Source organism: Ochrobactrum sp. MYb379 (assembly GCF_037479515.1).
Classification (GTDB): Bacteria; Pseudomonadota; Alphaproteobacteria; order Rhizobiales; family Rhizobiaceae; genus Brucella.
The window spans coordinates 100,473-124,836 of the sequence record NZ_JBBGYW010000010.1 but is presented as its reverse complement, the minus strand read 5'-3'; the positions used below and the strand labels follow the sequence as shown (position 1 = coordinate 124,836).

The following is a 24,364-nucleotide window of genomic DNA, read 5'->3' as shown; positions in this document are numbered from 1 at the left end:
AAGTACGATCATTGCAAAATAAGATTAGCACGGTTTCAATCCCGAAGCCGTTGACAGTTTTATTCGAACGAAGAATAATAGTTATTACCGAATACAAATTTTTATACAGCAGAATTTACTTACTGCATAAATTTATTGTTTAACTTACTGAGCTGCATATGCAAGTGTGATTGGATTCTGCGCGCCATCTGAGGACGTATTCTGTGCTTTTCCAGAATAATTGTTGTTGCTGAGTTCAATTTCATATCCAATCGTAATTGGTTTTGCTACATTGGATCGCGCTATTATTCCCCATGTGCAGCTATAACTATAATCATTATCATTAAAAGTAACCACTGGACTACTGTTAATAACCCAATTGGAAACGTTATTAGCATCGTTCGTCAATGGGCTTTTATCGTGATAGTCTATTAGAGAAAACCGAATATTACCTGTAAAATCTTGAGTTATAACATCTCCGTTAGAGGTGCATAGCCGTAAAACACAAACAATTTGTGTTGGATAAGTGTCATCGTTGTTGGCTTTTGTCACTGATTCACGAGAAAGATTGCCACGGAAACCAAAATCATAAACTATTATGTTAGATGTATCTGACATATTTATTTAATCTCCGATGTAAATTGATAACGTAATATATACGATATCCATGTTAATTTTTGCAATTTTAACTATATTAATAATTTATATTTTACGCATTATCTATCTTTAAGTCGTATAAATCTTTGTCCCGATTTGGATTTTGATTTCCGAAACCTGTTTGTTCTCCATATAGCCCTGTTTTATAGCGATTTTTAAATTTCCCGTAATTGCCATATTGGTCATATAGTACAAATACACATTCGTATTCAGACTCACTATCTTGATTCCATACTTTCTCTCTCTGATAAGTTCTCGTAATCGTAAATGCTCCTGGTCTGTCATTAACGGTTGCTGTAACGTACGGCCCCCAACCTAATTCAGTCTCTGTACTTTGTGGGCCAATATTCCACATATAAATACATCTTAGGTTTCCATAGTAATATACCTTATATGCTACCTGATTGTATTGCATGGCGTGACCAGGTCCCAATATTTCTGAACATACAAACCTTAAGTTTGGATCTCTTGCAGTTACATAGTAATTGGTGTATTGATTAGAGTCGACTGAAATTAAACTAATACTGTTAGTATCATAATATATTGGTTGACGAACTTCGAAAGTGGCAGGATTTACTGTATATTTAGAGCTATTAGCAGAATAAACTATTTGTCTTTTATTAGCAATATTGGGATTTGGATTTATAATTACACCAATTGTCTTAGGGCCACCACCAATATAATTAGAATTGTAAGTATATATATAAAATCGTATAGTTTGACGTGAATTATCAGAACCTGACGCGTCGAGCTCATTACTTATAGCATACATGCTGGTCTTTTTCGTATAATACCAGCTATCACCTAATGTATTAACTAATCCATTAGGATCTCTAAATGTAAATAGTTCTGTATCTTTATAGTAGTCTATTAGAATAATAGCATTTTCTAAAACTTCAGGTTTAACCAACATATTATTATTCTTTTGATTGGTTGCCTGTATTGTAACGTCGACAGCAATCATATTTAGTCCATTGGCGTATATAAAATTAGAATCTGTGTGGGTCGAAATGTAACTCACGCTAGTCCATACATCTGGATCGGTAGTCGGTGTATCAGTCATGTTATTTCCTTTCGTTGACGGTGCATAACAAATTTATCCGGATTTTTTTTGGGGGATACTGGTTTTCAGTACAGGTATTTGGCTTTTTTGACTCATTTCGTCTAAGAGACTGAATCATAATGAACGTATCAATATCAGGCTCTTGCGATACGCCGGGTGAGCAGACGGATGTTTGCGATGGAGACCAAGGCTGCAGCTGGTTGTGATACAAACAATTGATTTGAACGGAACTTGGATATGCTCTGGACGCTGTTACGCTACGAGTGCTTCTAACTGTTGTTTGATAGAGATGCTTTTTGATATTCAAAGACGCCTCGCTGTTTGCGCATCATGTGAGTGAGTTTGAAAACGGCAAGCGCGATGTCTGCTCTCTGTATCGCATTGCACTATAACTATTCTGCCGGTCTCGATTCCATCGATGGTAATGCGCTCTGGTCTGGTGTGGCGGGTCAGAGCTTTGCGTATAAAGCGTTTGGCAGTGCTCAAATTAGGGACTTTGCTGAAATAAAACTCAGCCGTATTGCCATTACTATCAAGGGTAATAAGCACAGCCACTCGCCTTTGACTTTGATATAAATCTCATCGAGTTTTCACTTCCTCGTCACCGATGTCCTCTTCCGATCCAAACATTCAAGCAGTCTTGAACTGAAGATGACGACGCAGAGATAGACCGTTGAATGGTCCAGATTGATGCCGCTTTCCGCCATAACGTCCTTCAGATCGCGAAGGCTCAACAGGTACCATCGAACACACAAGAGAATGACGGCCTTTGAACATTGAAAAAACTCAGCCGACTAAAAGCAGAGATACTATCAACTCACCCATGGACAAATAGTTCGCAACAAAACCTCATTTAGTCCATCAATGCGGATATCAATCACCCGAGCCTTCTCAATGTACAATTGGAAGCAATCTTATTTCACAGAACGGATTATGATAAATTGCAGTAGCGCATGAAATTGCACTGCAAAAATAACACTGCCAACAAATCTGCCCCGCATACTTTCGCTCACGTATGTGGGGCAAAACCGGTGGGATGTTTCTGATTTAGAGTTGGCGTCAGAGATGCTTTTGCTCACGATTTGTACATAACAACGAAGTTTGTCGATCATTTGCAGCAAGAGGATTCCTGCATTTGGTAAATCATGATTCTCTTTTGATATCCCGAAGAGAACGCTTCCCTCGCCAAAGCAGGCTGACACGCTTTCACTGAACGCGTTGCGTAGTCTGGTCACGGGTTTGGTTGAGAAAACCGAACGAGCAGAAGCTCGGCTTGAAAAATTGGAAGCTGAGAATGCAGCACTCCGTAAGGAGAATGCCGAGCTCCGTCTGGAAAACACCCGGCTTAAAGTCGAAAACCAACTCCTTCGCGATGAAATTGCGAGGCTGAAAAACCTGCCGCCACGACCACCGTTCAAACCGTCAGGGATGGCCAAGGCAACGGATGCGAAGGCACAGGATAAGCAGACCAGCAAGAAGAAGCCGCGTGGACCAAAACTGGATGTCGAGCGCGTTGATAGTGACGTGGTTCTTCATGCCAATGCTCCGTCTGGATCACGCTTTAAGGGCTACAAAAGCTATTACGTGCGAGATGTTGTTTTGCGCGCTGAGGTTATTCATTACCGGCGCGAATGCTGGGTAACACCGGACGGTAAAACAATTCTTGCGCCGCTGCCGGTCGGAATCGTCGGATGCTACGGACCCATTCTGCGACGGTTCTGTTTAATGCTTCATGCACAGGGCCAGGTGACGATGGAACGACTATCGACGCTGTTGAACGATATCGGCGTGGATATCTCGAAACGGCAGGTTGTTCGTCTGCTGGTCGGGAACCTGGATGGCTTTATCGCTGAAGATGCTGCGGTTCTGCATGCTGATCTGGCGTCAGCCGCCTATGTAACGGTCGACGACACCGGTGCCCGTCATGCCCGCGATAACTTCCATACTACCCATATCGGCAACACCCATTTTACTGTGTTCCGCACCACGAAGACCAAGTCACGGCTGAACTTCCCGTCGCTCTTGCGCGGCAATTATCAGGATTATGTTCTTAACGATGCGGCATTCTATTATCCGCTGGTGCGTAAAGCCGATCCTACACTCATTGCGCGGCTGCGGACCCATCAACCAAAACGCTTCCCCAATCAGGTGACGTTTCTTGAGTATCTTGTCAGCAATGGCGTTGATATCGTCGACAACAATACGGCCCGCATGTTCGGAGAAGCCGGACTGTGGGGAACCATCCGATATCACGGGCTTATGGGCGGGCAATACGGTCATTGTCTACAACGATGCGAGTCAGTTCCGGGTGGGGGACCATGCGCTATGCTGGGTCCATGCTGAACGCGTGTTGCACAAGCTGATGCCAGCAACGCTCCTGTAGGCACGACATGTCGAAACTCTGCGCAAGCTCATCTGGCTCTTTTACAAGCTCTTGAAAGACTTTGCCCGAAGTCCCAGCCATCGTGCAGCTCAGGCCCTTGAAGTCAGGTTCGATCGGATATTTTCCATCCGCACGGGCTATGCAGATCTGGATAAGCTTCTGTTGCGCTTACTGCGCCGTAAGCACGAATTGCTCAAAGTTCTTGAACGCCCGGAAATCCCGTTGCACACCAATGCGTCCGAGAATGATCTGCGCAGTTGCGTCACCAAGCGAAAAATCTCCGGTGGCACCTTGAGCCGGGACGGCCGTATCGCCCGTGACACCATGCTCGGCCTTATGAAGACATGCAAAAAGCTTGGACTGTCATTCTGGCATTATCTCGGCGACCCGCTTGGCATGCCCGCTCAACGGCCAGCGACCCCGGAACTCGCAAGCCTCATTATCGCAAAAGCCTGATCCTGCTTACTTACGACGGCCAGGCTATGAGAATGGGACCACCTGCCCTGCTTTTGTCGGGGCCTCATCCAGACTATCAATGTCTTTCTCAGTCATCCGCGCCTTCTTCAAAATGCAATTGGAAGCAGTCTTCTACCGCAAACCAGATTATGATAGGTTGTGATAATGCGCGATTGCCCAGTAAGATGGCACTGCTGCCAAATCTGCCCTGCGTACCTTCACTTACGCTACAAGCACCAATTCAGTGCTTATGTAAGCATCTATAAAGAAATAGATTATTCTTTTTCTGAAACTTAAATGCCGGATTTGTTTATCTACTCAGACTCTTTCAAAAAGTCTTCAAGCGATCCATCATCGCTGACCGCGAGCTCATCTCGGTCATGGGTATCTTGTTTCAATCATAATGCGATTTAGTTAAAATTGTCTAGCTACAACATGAACTCAAGCAAGAGTTTCGTTGTCGAGATAAGTAGCAACAGACAGCAATTCGCGTTTGCCAATTGCTCCGCATGCACATCAGCTTCGATATCTCCGCCCCCTTCCCCCGTTTCTACATCTGCGTAGCACAAGAAACCAACGGAGCACTTCGCCGTTAGGGCTTACAATATGAGCTTAAGCACGCTTGCCCAACTGCAATTATCCGAACCTAACGAAAAACAACGACCGCAACGGTTTGCGAAGCCCAATTCTAGATTCTACCTGATTTTAATCAAAGCTGGGCAAAAGGTGATTCCTCCACAAAAGAGCAGATGCGATGCCCTTGAGGTTCCATCACATCGACCGCAATAAAGGAAAAGCTGATCTAGCGATTCCATTAGACTGCGGTCTATTTTCTATAAATCGCTTTAATTTCAGCACCATAGATTGAACTCGATTCGTTAGGAACTCAATTGCCGCCAGATGAAAGAAGCCCGGTAACTCTTTGTTAATAGAGACCTCTTGCGGCAAAATAAGAATCGGACATAATGACGGTATTTAGGCGGTATTAGTTCCAGTGCCGTCACTAGGGATCCTAAGGCAATGAATATCGCAAATTCAACAGCAACTTTGTCGTTTGACGACATGATATTGATGCAAGGGCGAGAAATATCGCGCAAGCTCAATCAGCTGCGCCATGAGAACTTCCCACCGGATGCCCGTAAATCCTTACGGCAGTTTTCGATGGCTGAAGCTGCGTATTTCCTTGGTGTATCCCCCAGCAATTTGAAGAAACTTCATCTTGAAGGCAAGGGCGTTGAGCCAACCATTCTTTCCGGTGGCCGCCGCGCTTATTCTATTGAACAGGTTCAGGAACTTCGCCAGTGGCTTGATCGTAATGGCCGCGCCGAGGTTAAACGCTATGTGCCGCATCGCCGTGGCGATGAAAAGCTTCAGGTCATCGGCGTTGTGAACTTTAAGGGCGGATCGGGTAAGACAACAACTGCTGCGCACCTTGCGCAGCATCTCGCTCTAACGGGCCATCGCGTTCTGGCAATCGACCTCGATCCGCAGGCCTCCATGTCGGCACTGCATGGCATTCAGCCGGAGCTTGATGAATTTCCATCGCTTTACGAAGCCATTCGTTATGACGACCAGCGCAAGCCTATCCGCGACGTTATCCGCAAGACTAACTTTCCGGGCCTCGACATTATTCCTGCCATGCTTGAGCTACAGGAATATGAGTATGACACGCCACTTGCCATGCAGAATGGTGGCGAGGGCAAAACCTTCTTCAGTCGTATAGCTATGGCGTTGAACGAGGTCGAGCAGGATTACGATATCGTTGTCATCGATTGCCCGCCACAGCTTGGCTATCTGACGCTGACGGCTCTTTCAGCTGCAACATCCGTGCTGATAACCGTTCATCCGCAGATGCTTGATCTAATGTCTATGTCACAGTTTTTGCTAATGCTCGGCGACATTCTCAAGACCGTTCGTCAGGCGGGTGGGGCAGTGCATCTCGACTGGTTCCGCTATCTCATCACCCGTTATGAGCCAACCGATGTGCCACAGGCACAGATGGTCGGCTTCATGCAGAGCATGCTGGCATCCCATATGCTCAAGCATCAGATGCTGAAATCGACAGCTATCTCGGATGCTGGTCTTACCAAGCAGACGCTATATGAAGTTGAACGTTCATCCATGAACCGCGGGACTTACGATCGTGCGATGGAATCAATGGAACTGGTCAATTCAGAAATCCGCGGCCTCATTCATGAGGCTTGGGGTCGCTAGACTAAACTCTATTAGACTGCGGTCTAATTTCGAAATTATGGAATAAAATCAGTCTTATGCCTGGTTTGAGGATAAGAAAATGGCACGAAAGAACATTTTTGAGAGCGTTATGAGACCGGAAGCAGCGGAAGAACAGTCCGCAGCTCCGGTTGAAAGCGTTACACGTCGTTTCGGTGCCGCAAAATCTCTGTCTGCATCCATTGATGAACTCGCAAAGCAAGCGTCACAGAAACTAGATGGTGAGGCCATCGTTGAGCTTGACCCTACTGTTCTCGATGTTTCCTTTATCGCTGATCGTTTGCCAGAAGCGGATGATCAGGAATATGCCGAGCTACTCGACGCTATTCGCGAGCGCGGGCAGGACAGTCCTATTTTGGTGCGACCACATCCGCAGACCAGCGGGCGCTATATGATCGTGTTCGGTCATCGCCGTGCAAGTGTTGCCCGCGAACTCGGCATCAAGGTTAAGGCTGTTATCAAGCCACTGGAGGATCTTGAGCATATCCTCAGTCAAGGCCAGGAAAACTCTGCACGCGCCAATCTGAGCTTTATTGAACGTGTTCTGTTTGCAGCACGACTTGAAGATATGAACTTTAACCGCGAAGCCATTCAGGCGGCTCTTTCGGTCGATTATCAGACGCTGTCTAAGATGCTGACAATCCCACGCGCAATTCCGGAAGATATGCTTGTCGCAATTGGTCCAGCAAAGGGCATTGGACGTGATCGCTGGCTTGAACTGCGTAAGCTTATTGAAATGCCGGGGAAAGCCGATGCTGCACGTGAACTGATTGCGACTGATGCTTTTAGTAAGACGCAATCTGCAACACGCTTTGAACAGCTCTATGGCTATCTAAAAGGCGCTGGTCAGAAGAAGTCAGTAACGAAAGCTGCCGCAAGAGTAGGGACGTCGTGGACGCCAGAAGACAAAAGCGTCAATGTCACGATCAAAAAGACAGGCAAAACGGCAACGATGGCACTCGGTGCTGCAGATGGACAGCGTTTTGCCGAATGGATTTCTCGCAATCTCGATACGCTCTATGCGTCATTTAGAGATGATGAGACTTAAGTCAGTAAGCGTAATCTGAGTTGCCGGGATGCATAAAATGCATCTTGGTCAGTTTGAAATTGAAGCTTGAAGCGCCCTGTTTGTTCAGGTGCGGTGTCAGCTTTTAAAAATTACGTCGAGAGCAGGTGACGGTCACTTGCACGAACAATAGAAAAAGGGAAATCGAAGCAAAAGAAAAAGGCCCCCAAACGTCGCCGCGTGGAAGCCCTTCTCATTGGTTTAGCAGCTAGAGAATCGCAAATCTACGAATCACTGTCAAGTGTATTTAGCGTCATTTTGGCGGTTGGACCTCTTTTGCCTTGTGGAAGGTGAAAGAAAATGGAGTCTCAAATCGGTTTGACGCCCTTCGGTCGTCAACGGATGACTCATGCCTTGCTGACAGTTCAGCAAAAAGCACGGGAAATTCCGAAAGGGCTGGCTGTCGACAAGTGGCAGCTTCATCGCTGGCTTTGTGAGGGCAAAAGCGTTTTCGATCTCAGTGATCGTACGCTTGCTGTGTTGTCGGCATTGCTGTCATTTCATCCAGAAAACATACTGAGCGAAAGCAATGGTCTTGTTGTATTTCCATCCAACAAGCAGCTCTCGCTGCGTGCCCATGGCATGGCTGACGCAACACTGCGCAGACATCTGGCTGCGCTGGTCGATACTGGTTTCATTGCACGACAAGACAGCCCGAACGGCAAACGATATGCGCGTCGTACTAAATCTGGCGATGTAAAAATCGCTTTCGGTTTCTCACTTGCGCCGCTTCTTGCTCGCAAAAATGAGATTGAAGCAGCAGCAGAGCAGGTGAAGGCTGATAAAACATTGTTACGCGAAGTGCGGGAACAGCTCACTCTGTTACGTCGCGATATTTCAAAGACAATTGAATACGCGCTCGACCAGCATCTTGAAGGAGCATGGGCTGAAATCAGTACAGTTTTCAGAACTGTCGTCGACACTATTCCGCGCCGTGCTAATGCAGAAGAATTGAATGTTCTAATTCAAAAACTGGAACAGATTAATGCATCAATCAATAATACGTTGAAAAATAACGAAAAAGCCAAAGAATTGAGCGGCAGTGAATCTCAAAATGAGCGGCACTATTATGAATCAAAACCAGATTCCTATATTGATAGTAACGTCGCAGAACTTGAAACAGCTACACGCCCATCACTCAACACATCGCTGCCAAAGCACTTGCCTGAAAACACTGTCTCTCTTGATTTGGTCCTCAGAGCCTGTCCGGAGATTACATCCTACGCATCTTATCCAATCCTACACTGGCAACATCTGATCGACACGACAAAGAAGGTATGCACCTTTATCGGCATCGACAGCAGACTTCATCAGTTCGCTCTGAAGATCCTAGGTCAGGAGAATACAGCTATCGTGATTGCATATCTCTTGCAGCGCTATGAGCATATTAAGTCCGTAAGCGGCTATATGCGTATTCTGGTTGAAAAGGCTGCTGAGGATGGTTTCTCAGTCAAGGCACTCATGAACAGCGCTCTTCATGGCAAACGCAGGCAATCCTATGGGCCCCTACAATGATGGTCTCAGTATGGGATTTGCTTGAAAGGAAAGACCATAAAAATAGACGCCAGAATTTTCATCTGGCGCCCTTATATAATCTGAATAACGATGGTCTTACGACTGAGTGTCGATGACCGCCTTATCGTCATTCTTGGTTTTAACAAGTGAGACAACAATGCCTGCACCAAGGATTGCGAATGTAATACCGAGCGACCATGCCGGTGGGAACTTCTCCCAACCCATCAGGTCGGCAATGAACATCTTGGAGCCGATGAAGATCAGCAGAATGGACAATGCGTATTTGAGATAGGCAAAACGATGAAGGATCGCTGACAAGGCAAAGAACAAGGCTCTGAGACCAAGGATCGCAAAGATATTTGACGTATAAACGATGAAGGGATCCGTCGTGATTGTGAAGACAGCAGGCACCGAGTCTACCGCAAAGATAAGATCAGCAAATTCAATCATTACCAGTGCCAGGAAAAGCGGTGTCGCAAAACGAACCATCTTGCCTGTTTTGCCATCTTTGATGCGGACAAAGAACGAGTTACCATGCAGCTCATCCGTGACGCGCATATGCTTACGGGCAAAGCGCAACAATGGATTGCGGCTCAGATCAGGCTCTTCGTCATCCTTGGAGAACAGCATCTTGATACCCGTTACGATCAGGAAGACCGCAAAGATATAAAGCACCCAGTGGTAATTCGCGACAATAGTGGCACCAAGGCCAATCATAATACCGCGCAGGATAATGACGCCGAGGATACCCCAGAACAGCACGCGGTGCTGATACTTTCTCGGAATTGCAAAGAAACTGAAGATGAGCGCAATGACGAAGATATTATCAAGTGCCAGCGTCTTCTCAACAACGAAGGCTGTCAGATACTGAGCCGTTGCCTCACTGGTCATCTGCCACCAGACGAAACCCGAGAAAGCCAGTCCCAGCGTTATATAAAACGCTGACATTTTGAGACTTTCACCAATTTCAATCTCGTGGTCTTCTTTGTTGAAGACACCAAGATCCAGCACAAGAAGTGCCAGAACAATGCCGATAAACACCAGCCACATCCAGACCGGTGTTCCCATAAAGAGTGTAGTGAAAATTTCCATTTCCGACCTCTGTTTCATCTGACAAGGTCGGCGGGGATTTGTCCGGGCTGACCTCGAGCTTACTCGAAGTGGTCCGACATCACGGCTTCTAAGAAGCCGCCAGAGGGGCCCGGTCCACAGTGGTTAATTAGTAAGTGAAAATGACGTTTCAAGTTGGTCATGCGATTTTTTAGAAAAGAACCGTGTTAAAGGCGAAATCCCGGCACATTCTTAATTTTATAATGCGCCGGGCCGTTTAATCAGAAGCTCAAATCATCAAACGCCCGGATAATCGCATCTTTTGGGCTTTTGCTTGCAATGAGGCTCGCCAGAAGAATGCGCGCCTGACCGGGACGCAAAGTCTGCGAATGAACAGCACCCGCTGACACCAGATCATGTCCGCCACCGCCGCCACCATAGCCCGGCACCAGAACACCGGTTGGAACACGGCTTGAAACCACCACCGGGATATTCTGCTCGGTGCATTCCTTTACAGCTGCAACGATCGTTGCGTTCGCATTGCCAGAGCCCAAAGCGGCCAGCACAATGCCTTGGCTTTTAGCCTGAATGCTCGCCCGAAGATGCAGGTCGTCGCAACCGGGATGAATGGCAACAATATCGACCCGTGTTGTGCTGACAGATGCGGGCAGGCGGATAGCATCCGGTCTTTCCAGATCGCGCACTTCCCGAAATGCATCGGCGTGGTCACTGCTGAACTTGAATGCGCCCCATGCAGGCACGATCCTGCCGCCAAAGGAGATCAATACGCCTCTTTTGGCATTGGCCGGGTCTGTTGCGAGATTGATTGCAGTCGTCAGATTGTGTGGACCATCCGCATCGGGATGATCGGCAGTGAACTGCGCGCCGGTGAAAATCACCGGCTTGGAAAGATGGCGTTGCAAATGAACAAGCAGTGCCGTTTCTTCCATAGCATCCGTGCCATGCAGCACAACAACACCTTGAATTTCAGGATCGGCAATCTGGGTTGCAACCGCATCGGAGATTGTCTGCATATCGATCAGTGTCAGGCTGGATGAATCCTTGGCCATCAGATCAATGGGACGCAGCTGCGCGCCCACTTGCCCAAGCGTTGCAAGCAGATCGTCGCCATTGAGCGTCGGCGTGCTTGCGCCATCTTCCCCACGCTTGCTTGCAATAGTTCCACCGGTGGCGATGACCGCCACCAATGGTTTGAATTGCGAATTATTCACTCTGCCCCTCAATCAGTTATTTTTTGCGTCTCAGCTGCGCGTTCTGCCGCCAGACGATAGATTCGGTCACGCAAACTATACCAGCCAATAATAAGCGCGGGCACAATGATAATAAGCGAACCTATGGTGTAAGAGCCAACAGGATAATCTGCTGCCATCAGAACCAGAACGCCGAATAGGAAAAACAGCGTCAGAATGCCGGTGTAAGGTGCGCCAAACATACGAAAATCCGGGCGTGCAATCTCGCCTTTGCGCGACAAATGCCAAAGTTTGAGCTGGCAAAGAATGATAACGCCCCATGCCGTAATGATACCGAGCGAAGCGAGGTTCAACGCGATTTCAAAGGCAGCGGCTGGCACATAGGCATTGAGGACAACGCCGAACGCAGTCACGACCGCTGTGACAGCAATGCCGCCATAAGGCACACCGCTCTTGTTCATCTTGGCAAGCGCTGCCGGTGCCGAACCCGAAACTGCCATCGAATGCAGAATGCGTCCGGTCGAGTAAAGGCCCGCATTCAACGATGACAGAACCGCTGTCAGCACGACGAGATTCATGATGACGTCCGCACCCTGAACGCCAATCTTGCTGAAGAATGTTACGAACGGGCTTTCGCCACCCGAATAAAGCGTATGCGGCAGCAGCAAGGTGAGCAGTAGAACCGACCCGACATAGAAGACCAACAGGCGGAAGACGACTGTTTTAATCGCACCTGGCATGATCTTGCGCGGGTCCTCTGTTTCGCCAGCGGTGGTGCCGATCAGCTCGATTGAGGCATAGGCAAAGACGACGCCTTGTATGATCACAAGGGCGGGTAGAATACCGTTCGGAAAGAAGCCGCCGCTTTCACGAATGAGGTGGAACCCTGGCTGATGGCCATCAATCGGCGTGCCGGACACTACGAAATAAATGCCCACAACCAGAAAGATTACCAGCGATAGCACTTTGACAAGACTGAACCAGAATTCCAGTTCGCCGAAAACCTTAACCGAGAGCAGGTTCATCGACAGCACGAGAATGAGTGCGGTCATCGCAAACATCCACTGGTCGATACCTTCGAGCCAAGGCACGTAATGCTTGAAGAAATTCATGTAGAGTGCGACGGCTGTCACGTCTGCAATCGATGTCATGGCCCAGTTGAGCCAGTACATCCAGCCCGCGGCAAAGGCCATTTTCTCGCCGTAGAATTCACGGGCATAGGAGACAAATGAGCCGGAGCTCGGGCGATGCATGATCAGCTCGCCAAGCGCGCGTAGCACCAGAAATGCGAAAAAGCCACAGACAGCATAAACGAACACAAGGGATGGACCAGCCTGGGCCAGACGTCCGCCGGCACCGAGAAACAGACCCGTACCGATTGCTCCCCCGATGGCAATCATCTGAATCTGACGCGGCTTCAGCGCCTTGTGATAGCCGCGATCCTCTTCTGTGAAGAGTTCACGTTCGGCTGGTGTGACCTTGAAATTTTCCGTTGTCATCGCTCCTCCCTGAGAGCTCAGTTTTGAACAAGTTCTATAGCTTTTGCAGTGATCGCAATGAGTAACGGTAATGTTGAAACAGTCAGATACATGGAGCGCGCACGCGGCGCGGCAATGCATCTTTTGTTTTAATTGAAAGCATTGTTGAGAAAAGAAACCTCAGCACCATTATGGGCAGATTTCTTGTCACGCTTCAATTCGTTCCCATTGCATTTTCTGTAAAGCTGCATGACAGATTTAATGAAAGTCTTAACGCATATCAGAAAACGCGAGTCAAGTTCACAAGTGAGTTGACGATTGTCGCAGGGAGGAGTAACCGATTTCAATCTGTCATGCTGTCAGACAGATTTATCGTTTCGAGTTCAGGAGGACAAAGTGGTCGGAACGCGCATTGAACATGATCTGCTTGGTGCAAAGGAGGTGCCCGCAGATGCTTACTGGGGCGTCCATACGGCGCGAGCAGTGGATAATTTCCAGATCACCGGCGTCACCATTGGACGCTATCCCTATCTCGTGCGCGGCCTGACTTTCGTCAAAGAAGCCGCAGCACTGGCCAATCATGAGCTCGGCCTGTTGAGCGGCCAGCATCTGGATGCAATTGTAAGCGCCTGCCGCGAAATCCGCGATGGTGCGCTGCATGATCAGTTCGTGGTCGATGTCATTCAGGGCGGTGCGGGCACTTCCACCAACATGAATGCAAACGAGGTTATCGCCAATCGTGCGCTGGAATTGCTTGGGCATGAAAAGGGCGATTACGCGCATCTGCATCCCAACGACCATGTCAATCTCAGCCAGTCGACCAATGATGCCTATCCGACCGCAATTAATGTCGGTCTGATTGAAGCCATTGATGAGCTGGCTGATTGCATGGAACTTCTTCAGGCATCGTTTGAGCGTAAAGCGCGCGAATTCGACAAGATGCTGAAGGTTGGGCGCACACAGCTTCAGGATGCTGTGCCGATGACACTTGGTCAGGAGTTCCGCACCTTTGCAGTGATGCTTGGAGAAGATCGCCTGCGGCTGCTTGAATCGGCAAAGCTTCTGCACGAAATCAATTTAGGCGCCACGGCAATCGGCACCGGGCTTAATGCACCAAAAGGCTATGCGGCGCTAGCCTGTGAGCATCTTTCGCGACTGACAGGTCGCCCGCTGGTCACCGCCAGCGATCTGATTGAAGCAACGCAGGATCCGGGCGCTTTTGTGCATCTTTCAGGTGTTTTGAAGCGCGTTGCGGTCAAGCTTTCCAAGACCTGCAACGATCTGCGGCTTTTGTCGTCCGGTCCGCGTGCCGGTATCGGCGAAATCAACCTGCCAGCCGTTCAGGCAGGCTCCAGCATCATGCCGGGCAAGATCAATCCGGTGATCCCGGAAGTAGTCAATCAGGTGGCTTTTGCGGTCATCGGCAGCGACATCACGATCACCATGGCAGCCGAAGGCGGTCAGTTGCAGTTGAATGCGTTTGAGCCAATTATTGTGCGCTCACTCTCGGAAAGTATCAGCCATCTGGGTGCTGCCTGCCGCATTCTTGCAGAACGCTGTGTGGATGGTATAACCGCCAATCCGGAAATCATGGCGCGGCGTGTGGAGGAATCCATCGGTCTTGCAACAGCGCTTAATCCGCTGATCGGCTATTATGCGGCGACCAAAGTTGCACAGGAAGCGCTTGCCACTGGTCAGACGGTGCCGGAGGTCGTGCTTGCGCAGGGCCATATGACAGTGGAACAATTGCAGCAGGCGCTGAAGCCTGAGCACCTTGCCAATCTGGCGATTGAAGCCTGAGAATGAAGCGCATCGGACATTTAGTCTGATGCGCTTTTTTCTTTCGCCATAATGGTTGTGACAGCCAGCTTCACCTGACCGAGATGGCTCTGCATGGCCAGACGCGCCTGTTCTTCGGAGCCACTCTTTATCGCCTCGGCAATCTGGCGATGCTCGATGTTGGAAGCCTCGCGGCGGCCGGCCATCAGATTGACAAGTTCCGACTGGCGCGAAAGGGCCACGCGGGCATCAGCCACAATTTTCGCAAACATTGCATTGCCGGAAGCAGCCGCAATCATGCTGTGAAATTCGGTGTCGAGCAGCACCCATTTATACGGATCGGTCTGCTTTTCCATGCGATCGCAAAGATCAATGAGCTTTGCCATCTGATCATCCGTGTGGCGGATTGCGGCCCATCCGGCTGCTGGCACTTCGATGAAGGGGCGGGCCTCGATCAGATCGCGCGCCGAATAGCCGCCATAGCTCAGTTCCGGGCCGGGCGATGCTTTAAGAACATAGGTACCGCTTCCGGTGCGTGTATGAGTGAGGCCAAGCGTTTGCAGCGAGCGCAGAGCCTCGCGGACGATCGGGCGGCTTACACTGTATTTTTCAGCGAGTTGGGCTTCTGATGGCAAGCGCGTTCCTATGGTCAGTCGTCCATTAGCAATGGCCGAACGAATATCCTCGAAAACGATTTCCGTAGCACTTTTCCGGCTTACCGGACTGGAATCTGCCAGCCATTCAGTGACCACCTAAAACTCTCCCGCTTTTTAGCAACCTGTCTTACAGCTAGGCAATTTATGACAGCAGAGCAACAGTTGTTTGGGCAACTTCGTATTTAGTAGCAACTAAAAGAGGCTTGTTTCACGAGCTTGGTTCTGTATCAAAGGTACTCTAAGTGCTCAGATACGAATCCAGCTATCCGTTTGCGGATAAATTGGTAATGTCTGATTTACGAGCGTGCGGGTGGACGACGACCGCGCGGGATGAGGGACAACTACAGAAGAGTAACATTCATGTCTGTTCGGTTTAATCGGCTTTTACTAGCCTTTACGACTGCGTTCTGCTTTGCGACATCGTTAGGCGCTCATGCCGCAGAAACCCGGAAAATCGAGACCACGCAGGACGCTGATTATTTCGGCTTTGATCTGCGGACCGAAAAGAACGTCTCGCTCGCTCAATGTAAAAGCACCTGTCTTGGCGATAATGCCTGTCTGGCCTTTACCTATAATCCGAAGGTCAAGTGGTGCTTCCTGAAATCCGATTTCAATACGTTGAATGAATCTGTCGGCTCCATTGCTGGCAAGGTTGTGACAGAGGAAGCTGCCGCTGTTGCTGAAGCCGCAGCGGTCGCCGTTGAAGATATTGGCGCTGCACCTGCCATCTCGTTCTTCGCCGCTAATCTGGTTGACGAAGCCCGTCGCCTCAAGCGCGAAATGGCGGGATTGGAAAGCTCCGAAAGCCTGCGCACTTTGCGCAACGAAGCGGGGTCTGCTGGCCTGAATGGTGATCCACGCACCGCAATGGAAAAGTTCCGTTTGGCTGCCAGCATGTCGCCGGATGAAAGCCAGCTCTGGGCTGGATATGCGCTGTCAGCGCTTTTGACTGAACCGTCCAACGGACAGGAACGTTCCAAGTTCCAGCGCGATGCGACGTCGGCTTCATGGTTTGCCTATCAGACCTCGCGCACGAAAGATGACCGCGCACAGGCGCTTGCCGTCATGGCGCAGGCACTCGAAAAGCGCGATGCATCGCGCCCGGCCTTGCAAGCCTATGAAGCAAGCCTTGATCTCGTCAATTCCGCATCGGTTCGTGCCGTTTATGAAGATCTGAAAGCCCGCAAAGGCTTCCGCATCATCAATAATACGGTCGATAATGATAATGCCGCGCCGCGCATCTGCGCGCAATTCTCGGAAGAGCTGGTGAAAAGCGGTGTCGATTATTCGAGCTTCGTTACACTCGATAATGGCGCGCCAAAAGCCGTTGACGCCAAGGACCGCCAGATTTGCGTCGAGGGTTTGGAACATGGCCGCAATTATAATGTGACGTTCCGTCAGGGTCTGCCATCGGCTGTTGGTGAAGTGCTGCCAGCACCGGTCACATTGTCGATTTATGTGCAGGATCGTGCACCATCGGTGCGCTTTACCGGCGACAGTTTTGTGCTGCCTGCGAAAGCCCGTCGCGGCATTCCGTTGGTCAGCGTCAATTTGAATGCAGCCAAGGTCAAGCTTTATCGCGTTGGCGACCGTTCGCTGGCACAGCTTCTCTCCGGCTATCAGTTCCTACGCCAGTTGGACAGCTATGACATCAGCACGGTTTCCGAACAGATGGGTGCGCCTGTCTGGCAAGGCGAAATCGATATTGCAGGCAATGAGCTGAACAAGGAAGCAACGACCAGTTTCCCGGTTGATGAAGCACTGCCGGAACGCAAGCCCGGCGTCTACGTGCTGACTGCTGAGCCGCTGGTTCAGAAGTCCGATGATGAATATGGCACTAAGGCAACGCAGTGGTTTGTCGTTTCCGACATCGGCCTTTCGACTTATACCGGACAGGACGGCATCAATGTGTTTGCCCGCTCGCTGGAAAGCGCAGAGCCGCTTAAAGGCGTGAAGCTGACGCTGCTTGCACGCAACAATGAAGTGCTGGGCGAAGCGACCACCGACAGCGATGGCCGGGCGACGTTTACGCCGGGACTGACACGCGGCACAGACGGTATGGTGCCAGCGGTGCTGATGGCAAGTAGCGATGATGAGGATTTCACATTCCTCGATATGGCTCGCGCCGGTTTCGATCTTTCCGATCGTGGTGTGACGGGCCGTGCCGTGCCGAAAGCGCTTGATCTTTATGCATGGACAGAGCGCGGTATCTACCGCGCGGGCGAAGTTGTGCATGTAGGCGCGCTTGCACGTGACGATACCGCAACGGCAATTGACGATCTGCCGCTCACCTTCATCTTCTCGCGTCCTGATGGCGTGGAAGATCGCCGTCTCGTTTCCGATAGCAAATTGGCCGGTGGTCATGCCATCGACCTGACCTTGCCGTCGAACGCCATGCGTGGCACATGGTCGGTGTCGATCTATACCGATCCCAAGCAGCCAGCGATTGCCACGCAGATGTTCCTGGTTGAAGATTTTGTGCCGGACCGGATCGAGTTCGATCTGACGTCTGACAAGCCGGAAATCGCTGTGGGCGAAACCGCAAATATCACCGTGGACGGTCGTTTCCTCTATGGTGCGCCTGCCGCCGGTCTTGCGCTTGAAGGCGAAGTCACGCTTTCGACCAAGCGTCAGTGGGACCGCTTCAAGGGCTATTACTTTGGCCTCGCCGATGAAGAACAGGGCGAAGCCACACGCCTGCCGCTCGATGGCCTGTCAAAAGTCGATGACAACGGCAAGGCGACTTTCCCGGTTACAATCGATGAAATGCCGTCAACAACGCGTCTCGTAAACGCAGCCGTGACCGTTCGTATGCGCGAAACCGGCGGTCGCGCGGTTGAGCGCAAGATCGATGTTGCCATTCAGCCGGAAACCGATCTCATCGGCATTCGCCCGGATTTTGCTGGCGATGAAGTTCCGCAGGGCGGAACTGCAAAGTTCAGCATGATCGCCTCTGACAGCAAGGGTGATCGCAAGGCGCTTGATGGCGCACAATGGTCGCTGGTCAAGATCGAGCGTAATTATCAGTGGTATCGCAGTGGCAACAGCTGGAACTATGAGCCGGTCACTTTCACCAAGGCGATTGCCAACGGCAAGATTGACCTTACAACCGATAGCGAGGCTGAAATCAGTCTGCCGGTCGATTGGGGTCGCTACCGTCTGGAAATCGAAACAGCTGATGCTTCGGGTCCGGTCACAAGCTATGAATTTGATGCGGGCTGGTTTGTCAGCTCAACCTCGACCGAAACACCGGACGGGCTCGAAATCGCGCTCGACAAGGAACATTATGCGGCGGGTGACACGGCAGAACTGAAAATCTCCCCGCGTTTTGCAGGTGAGGTGCTCATCACCATTGGTGCGGAAAAGCTGCTTAAGACAATCACCGCAAGCGTGCCGGAGGGTGGCACGACCATCGATATTCCGGTGGGTGAGGATTGGGGTGCGGGTGCCTATGTAACAGTAACGCTGTTCCGTCCGGGTGAGGCTATTGAAAGCCGTATGCCTGCGCGTGCGATTGGCCTTAAATGGCTGAAGGTCGATCCTGCCGACAAGCAGCTTGCAGTCAAGCTGACCCCGCCTGAAAAGATCACACCGCGTTCCACACTTTCCATCCCGGTTTCGGTTGAAAATGCGGGTGGCGAGCAGGCCTATGTCATGGTGGCAGCGGTCGATGTCGGCATTCTCAATCTGACACGCTATCAGCCGCCGAACCCTGAAAACTGGTTCTTCGGCCAGCGTCAGCTGGGCCTTGAAATGCGCGATATGTATGGTCGCCTGATCGATGGTTCGCTCGGCGTCACCGGCAAGCTGCGCACAGGTGGCGATGGTGGCAATATGGCAGCGGAAGGCAGCCCGCCCACCGAAAAACTGGTTGCGCTGTTCTCCGGTCCGGTTGAACTCGACAGTGACGGCAAGGCAACAATTACTTTCGACATACCGCAGTTCAACGGCACCGCGCGCGTCATGGCGGTAGCATGGACCAAGAAGGCAGTCGGCCATGCGGTTGCGGATGTTATCATCCGCGATCCTGTGGTCATCACCGCTGGTCTGCCACGCTTCATGGCCCCTGGCGATCAGGCCAATATCCGCTTCGATATTGCCAATACGGATGCACCGGACGGCGATTATCGTGTGAGCCTTGAGACCACTGATAATCTCGGTGTTGAGGTTGGCTCCTATCCTGAAAGCATCGCGCTTAAAGGTGGCAAACGGCAGTCGATTACCGTTCCACTCAATGCTGTGGCCACGGGTGCGGGTGGTGTGACGATCCGGCTTTCCAACGATGCAGGCCTCAATGTTGAGCAGGCTTTGGCATTGCCGGTGCGTCCGGTCGATCTGCCGGTCACAAGCCGCCATGTCGTCAATCTCACGGCCAATGGCGGAAGTGTGAGAGTCGATGGTGGCCTTCTGTCTGAAAGCCTGCTTGATGGTGCTTTTGTCAGCGTTGGTGTGACGCGAAGTGCCGCATTTGATGTGCCAGCATTGTTGATGGCGCTCGACCGCTATCCTTATGGCTGCACAGAGCAGACCACCAGCCGCGCACTGCCGCTGCTTTATTTGAGCGAAATGGCTGCAGGTACGGAAGCGGCAGCGGGTCTGGAAAGTCAGGAAGAACTTAAAAAGCGCGTACAGGATTCCATCTTCCGCGTGCTCAACAACCAGTCTTCAAGCGGTTCGTTTGGCCTCTGGTCGCCGGGATCGGGTGATCTCTGGATGGACGCCTATGTGACCGACTTTCTGACGCGTGCCCGCGAAAAGGGCTATGACGTGCCGCAGCAGGCGATGCTGTCCGCACTTTCTAATCTGCAAAATGCGCTCGGCTATACCACCGACGTCAAGGAACGCGGCAACGACATTGCCTATGCGCTTTATGTTCTGGCACGCAACAAGAAGGCTTCAGTTGGCGATCTGCGTTACTTTGCCGATACCCAGCTTGAAAACTTTGCAAGCCCGATGGCCGTTGCCCAGCTTGGTGCAGCATTAGCGCTTTATGGTGACCAGCCGCGTTCGGAACGCGTGTTCAATGCGTCGCTCCAGCTCGCAACCAGCCAGTCCAGCTATGACTATAATCGCTCCGATTATGGTTCGCCGCTGCGTGATGGCGCGGCAATGCTGGCTCTTGCGTCGGAAACCAAGCCTGCGCCGAAAGTGCTGCCATCGCTGATTACGCTGGTCGAGTTCCAGCGCGAAAAGGCACGTTATCTCAGCACGCAGGATCAGGCATGGATGCTGCTTGCAGCACGCGGGCTTCAGGATGACAATGGCGCAATCAGCCTCGACATCAATGGCACAGCGCATCAGGGCGCGTTCTCCGAGCGTCTCAATGGTGCAGCCCTTGAAACGCAGCAGCTGGTCGTCACCAACAAGGGGCAAGGTTCGGTTGATGCGGTCGTCACGGCTGTTGCAGCACCTGCTCAGTCGCTGCCTGCGGGTGGAGAAGGTTTCAACATCGAGCGCACTTATTATACGCTTGATGGGGGAGCTGCCAATGTCACCGGGGTCAATCAGAATGAGCGCTATGTTGTTGTTCTGAAAATCGACGATCTGCAGGAATGGCAGTCGCGTCTGCTTGTGACCGATCTGCTGCCAGCTGGTTTCGAGATCGACAATCCGGGCCTTGTTTCCAGTGCCGATCTTGGCAATTTCCCATGGCTTGAAAGCACACAGGCAGCGCATCTCGAATTCCGCAATGATCGTTTTGTGGCCGCTTTCGACCGCTCTGCAGGCGAGAAGAAGCCGATTACGCTCGCTTATGTGGTGCGTGCGGTGACGCCCGGTCTTTACACCCATCCGGCAGCAACGGTTGAGGATATGTATCGTCCGCAATTTGCAGCGCGCACGGCGACAAGCATGATGGAGGTGGCGGCACCGTAAGCCATGATCCCGAAAAGTGGGAACCGGTTTTCGGACAAGTTCATGGCTAAACAAATGAAAAGGCGTTGGAAAATAGCAATTGGCGGTGCCGCGTTTCTCGGCATTGCCGCAATCGGAACCGTGGTCGGGCTTGACTGGCTCGACCGCGCTTTTCCTCCGCCTTTGCCGGAACGGCTGACCATTTCCACCGAAGTTATGGATCGCGACGGCGCTTTGCTGCGTGCCTATGCAACGCCGGACGGCTACTGGCGCTTGAATACGCGGATTGAGGATGTCGATCCGAAATTCGTGAAAATGCTGATCGCCTATGAGGACAAGCGTTTTTACGATCATGGCGGCATTGATTTCACAGCGCTTCTTCGGGCCGCGTATCAGCTTGCAGGGAGCGGCCGTATTGTTTCCGGCGGTTCCACACTTTCCATGCAACTTGCACGCCTTATCGAGCCGCGCGAAAGTCGCAGTTTCGGCTCCAAGTTCCGACAGCTGGCGCGAGCGATCCAGATCGAACGGCGGTTGAGCAAGTCTGAAATTCTCGAACGCTATCTAACGCTTGCGCCCTATGGCGGCAATCTGGAAGGTGTGCGGTCGGCATCACTTGCCTATTTCGGCAAGGAGCCGCTGCGCCTCACCACGTCGGAAGCAGCACTTCTCGTGGCCCTGCCGCAATTGCCGGAGCGCCGACGTCCGGATCGTGAGATGAAGAATGCTGTTGCCGCGCGGGATCGCGTTCTAAAACGCATGGTTTCGTCTGATGTTTTCACGAGCGAAGAAGCCGAGCGTGCATCGCGTGAGCGCATATCCGCGACGCGTCATCCCTTGCCTTCATTGGCCGCTCACTTTGCCGATCTCGCTTTGAAACAGGCACCGACCGAGGCCCGGCATCAGCTGACGCTTAAAAAGTCGGTGCAGGCTGGGCTTGAAGTTGTGGCACGCAAAGCTGCTGCGAAGCTTGGGCCAAAAGTATCGGTCGCCATGGTGCTGGCCGACAGTCGCAATGGCAATATTCTGGGTGAGGTTGGCTCCGCTGATTACTTCGATGGCAAGCGGCAGGGCTGGATCGATATGACCCGCGCCGTGCGCTCGCCCGGTTCAACGTTAAAACCTTTCATCTATGGGCTGGCCTTCGAGCAGGGACTGATTGCGCAGGAAACCATCATCGAGGACCGCCCGCAGGATTTTGCGGGCTATCGTCCGCGCAATTTCGATATGAGCTATCAGGGCGATGTCAGCATCCGTCAGGCGCTGCAAATGTCGCTGAATGTGCCGACCATCAGCTTGCTTGATGCAATTGGTCCTGCACGGCTCACCACGCGTATTCGACAGGCGGCGGTTAATCTGCAATTGCCGAAAGGTGAAGCGCCGGGACTGGCTATCGGCCTTGGTGGCGCGGGCATCAGCCTGCGCGATCTGGTGCAGCTTTATACTGGCCTTGCCAATGGCGGGCGAGGGGCAGCGCTTCGTGACGGCACCGAAGGTTCAGAACCTGTTCAACCATCGGCTCCTATTCTGAGCGAGCAGGCATCGTGGCAGATTGGCGATATTCTGGCTGGTGTCGTGCCGCCGCAGGGTGCTAAACGCCTCGGCCTCGCTTACAAGACCGGCACGTCCTATGGCTATCGTGATGCTTGGTCGGTCGGTTATGACGGGCGTTATGTGCTGGGTGTCTGGGTCGGGCGTGCCGATGGCGGCTCGGTGCCGGGCCTTGCTGGTTATGTTTCGGCAGCGCCCATCCTGTTTGAAGCCTTTGTGCGTTCGCGCATCGCGTCCGTGCCTCTGCCGCGTGCGCCTGTTGGCGCATTTCGCACAGCACGCGCCGATCTTCCTGTAACGCAGATACGCTTTTCATCGAGCAGCGATCCTCTGCCGGTTCTCAAAGCCACGATTGAGCCTGCACCACGTATTGTCTTTCCACCGGATGGCGCGCATGTCGAACTGAAAGCCCTGACCGATAATGCCTCGCCGCTGGTTCTGAAATTACAGGGCGGACGCGCACCGTTTCGCTGGCTTGCCAACGGCAAACCCATTGCCGAACCCAACCGCCGCCGCACAGCCACATGGCTACCGGATGGCACCGGCTATTCCACACTGACCGTTGTTGATGCAGGCGGACGCGCTGCCAGCGTGAAGGTTTTCATCGAGTGAAGGGATTTCCTAGTATGGCGAAGCCAAAATTGGCATCATTTTGAAGCATTCCTTGGAGCGAATTTCGGGTTCGCAGCCACACTAGGAGATTGTAATGCGGTTTGGTTCATATCTTACAGCTTTTGCCCTTACTTTACCGGTATTTACGTCCTTTGATATGGCACAGTCTGCAAGTGCTCAGGCAGTGGTTCCCGAAGAGGCAACAACCTGTGCATTCAGCGCATGGACGAGCAATAAAAAGCCTTTCATAGCAGTGCGCGGGGAGCCGTCCGATGCAGCGGAAATCGTCGGTCAGATACCGACAGTTTCAGATACTGCGGAGCCACAATATGCCTACAGCATTTATTTTGATGTGAAGGAGACCCGAGACGGCTGGCTTAAAATCGCCAATGCGAGCGATGCATATAATGAAGAAAGCGACGATTATGTTCCGCGCAAGATTTATAAGGGCGAGGGCTGGATCAGGTCAGACGAAGCTACAATCGGCATTCAGTCGGCAAGAGGATTTTTGAAGCCTGAAACTGAGAGCGAGCGTCTGCTTGATATCGGCAGCGACTGGCTGACGGAAATGGGCCAGATCAACAATATCCTCGCCTGCCATGAGGATTGGCTCTTGCTGGATTATACATTGTTGCGCAAACGTTTGCCCAGTGAGCAGCTTGTCGAGCTTTCAAGCGGTGAGCAATCGACTGGCCGAGCCTGGTTCAGAGGACTTTGCTCCAATGCTGAAACGACCTGTGATATGAAATCGGTCGATCAGTGACAATCAAAGCGGGACTCTAAGGCCGATCAAAGCCTCATCTCCATATGCGGCTTATTTAAA

Annotated in this window: 14 protein-coding genes and 2 pseudogenes; 8 read left to right on the top strand and 8 right to left on the bottom strand. The window is 51.4% G+C overall.

Translation table 11 applies throughout. The features are described from left to right. Positions 1-144: 144 nt before the first annotated feature. The 4 genes and pseudogenes from WH356_RS17475 to WH356_RS24115 all read right to left on the bottom strand — a co-directional run. Positions 145-597: a hypothetical protein gene (locus WH356_RS17475; protein WP_339513070.1), complete on the bottom strand. Its 453-nt coding sequence runs from the start codon at positions 595-597 to the stop codon at positions 145-147. A 91-nt stretch (positions 598-688) separates the two neighbouring features. Continuing rightward, positions 689-1,699 (bottom strand): hypothetical protein, encoded by a 1,011-nt coding sequence (locus WH356_RS17470; RefSeq protein ID WP_339513068.1) that lies wholly within the window; start codon positions 1,697-1,699, stop codon positions 689-691. A gap of 303 nt (positions 1,700-2,002) precedes the next feature. Next, positions 2,003-2,248 (bottom strand): DDE-type integrase/transposase/recombinase, encoded by a 246-nt coding sequence (locus tag WH356_RS24120; RefSeq protein WP_445253688.1) that lies wholly within the window; start codon positions 2,246-2,248, stop codon positions 2,003-2,005. Between the two features lie 121 nt (positions 2,249-2,369). Continuing rightward, positions 2,370-2,460, bottom strand: a pseudogene (locus WH356_RS24115) (IS6 family transposase); the annotation flags it as partial. A 400-nt stretch (positions 2,461-2,860) separates the two neighbouring features. Between WH356_RS24115 and WH356_RS17460 the strand changes: the two are divergent. The 4 genes and pseudogenes from WH356_RS17460 (at position 2,861) to repC (ending at position 9,351) form a co-directional block, all read left to right on the top strand. Then, positions 2,861-4,538 (top strand): annotated as a pseudogene (locus tag WH356_RS17460) (IS66 family transposase). Positions 4,539-5,558: 1,020 nt separating this feature from the next. Beyond that, complete coding sequence (repA, locus tag WH356_RS17450) at positions 5,559-6,752, top strand: plasmid partitioning protein RepA (protein WP_339513061.1); 1,194 nt, start codon at positions 5,559-5,561, stop codon at positions 6,750-6,752. 79 nt (positions 6,753-6,831) lie between these two features. Next, complete coding sequence (gene repB, locus WH356_RS17445; protein WP_339513059.1) at positions 6,832-7,818, top strand: plasmid partitioning protein RepB; 987 nt, start codon at positions 6,832-6,834, stop codon at positions 7,816-7,818. Between the two features lie 318 nt (positions 7,819-8,136). Continuing rightward, the gene (gene repC / locus WH356_RS17440; RefSeq protein WP_339513057.1) at positions 8,137-9,351 is read left to right on the top strand and encodes a plasmid replication protein RepC; all 1,215 of its coding nucleotides are present in this window, start codon (positions 8,137-8,139) and stop codon (positions 9,349-9,351) included. Between the two features lie 96 nt (positions 9,352-9,447). Here the strand turns inward: repC and WH356_RS17435 are convergent, their stop codons facing one another. From WH356_RS17435 to WH356_RS17425, 3 genes are all read right to left on the bottom strand, one after another. After that, on the bottom strand, positions 9,448-10,443 hold the full coding sequence (locus tag WH356_RS17435) for a TerC family protein (RefSeq protein WP_339513055.1): 996 nt from the start codon (positions 10,441-10,443) through the stop codon (positions 9,448-9,450). Between the two features lie 239 nt (positions 10,444-10,682). Further along, complete coding sequence (locus tag WH356_RS17430; protein WP_339513053.1) at positions 10,683-11,633, bottom strand: asparaginase; 951 nt, start codon at positions 11,631-11,633, stop codon at positions 10,683-10,685. Between the two features lie 8 nt (positions 11,634-11,641). After that, a complete protein-coding gene (locus tag WH356_RS17425; RefSeq protein WP_339513051.1) occupies positions 11,642-13,111 on the bottom strand; it encodes an amino acid permease in 1,470 nt (489 codons plus the stop codon). Between the two features lie 375 nt (positions 13,112-13,486). Here WH356_RS17425 and WH356_RS17420 point away from each other — a divergent pair, with 375 nt between their 5' ends. Then, positions 13,487-14,890, top strand: coding sequence for an aspartate ammonia-lyase (locus WH356_RS17420; RefSeq protein ID WP_339513049.1), 1,404 nt, complete (start codon positions 13,487-13,489; stop codon positions 14,888-14,890). Positions 14,891-14,910: 20 nt separating this feature from the next. Here WH356_RS17420 and WH356_RS17415 read toward each other — a convergent pair whose 3' ends face one another. After that, a complete protein-coding gene (locus WH356_RS17415) occupies positions 14,911-15,621 on the bottom strand; it encodes a FadR/GntR family transcriptional regulator (RefSeq protein WP_339513048.1) in 711 nt (236 codons plus the stop codon). A 264-nt stretch (positions 15,622-15,885) separates the two neighbouring features. On the opposite strand from WH356_RS17415, the gene WH356_RS17410 reads away from it, so the two are divergent. The 3 genes from WH356_RS17410 to WH356_RS17400 all read left to right on the top strand — a co-directional run bounded on the left by WH356_RS17410 (position 15,886) and on the right by WH356_RS17400 (position 24,304). Then, complete coding sequence (locus WH356_RS17410; protein ID WP_339513046.1) at positions 15,886-21,399, top strand: alpha-2-macroglobulin family protein; 5,514 nt, start codon at positions 15,886-15,888, stop codon at positions 21,397-21,399. 42 nt (positions 21,400-21,441) lie between these two features. Further along, positions 21,442-23,541, top strand: a complete 2,100-nt coding sequence (pbpC, locus tag WH356_RS17405; RefSeq protein ID WP_339513044.1) for a penicillin-binding protein 1C — start codon at positions 21,442-21,444, stop codon at positions 23,539-23,541. Positions 23,542-23,635: 94 nt separating this feature from the next. Further along, positions 23,636-24,304 (top strand): hypothetical protein, encoded by a 669-nt coding sequence (locus WH356_RS17400; RefSeq protein ID WP_339513042.1) that lies wholly within the window; start codon positions 23,636-23,638, stop codon positions 24,302-24,304. The last annotated feature ends 60 nt before the right edge of the window (positions 24,305-24,364 follow it).